General features: G+C 63.4%; 1 protein-coding gene. It reads left to right on the top strand.

Annotated features, from left to right (window positions below):
- Positions 1–396 (top strand): 4-alpha-glucanotransferase (gene malQ, locus EN749_RS37355; protein WP_128365177.1); only part of this gene is annotated, 396 nt, incomplete at both ends.

The following is a 396-nucleotide window of genomic DNA, read 5'->3' as shown; positions in this document are numbered from 1 at the left end:
GCAGAAGGCGGCGCGGAAACCTGGTGCGATCGTGAGCTTTACTGTCTGAAAGCCTCCGTGGGTGCGCCACCGGATATCCTTGGCCCGCTCGGCCAGAACTGGGGACTGCCGCCGATGGATCCGCACGTCATGGCGGCGCGCGCCTACGAGCCGTTTATCGACCTGCTGCGCGCCAACATGCAGAACTGCGGCGCGCTGCGTATCGACCACGTGATGTCCGTGCTGCGCCTGTGGTGGATCCCGTACGGTGAAACCGCCGATCACGGGGCGTACGTGCAGTACCCGGTTGACGATCTGCTGTCGATCCTGGCGCTGGAAAGTAAGCGCCACCAGTGCATGGTGATCGGTGAAGATCTCGGTACCGTGCCGGTGGAAATTGTCAGCAAGCTCCGCGAC

It is taken from the genome of Mesorhizobium sp. M7A.F.Ca.ET.027.02.1.1, assembly GCF_004022985.1.
In the GTDB taxonomy this organism is placed as follows: domain Bacteria; phylum Pseudomonadota; class Alphaproteobacteria; order Rhizobiales; family Rhizobiaceae; genus Mesorhizobium.
This window is presented reverse-complemented; position numbering and strand designations above follow the sequence as displayed.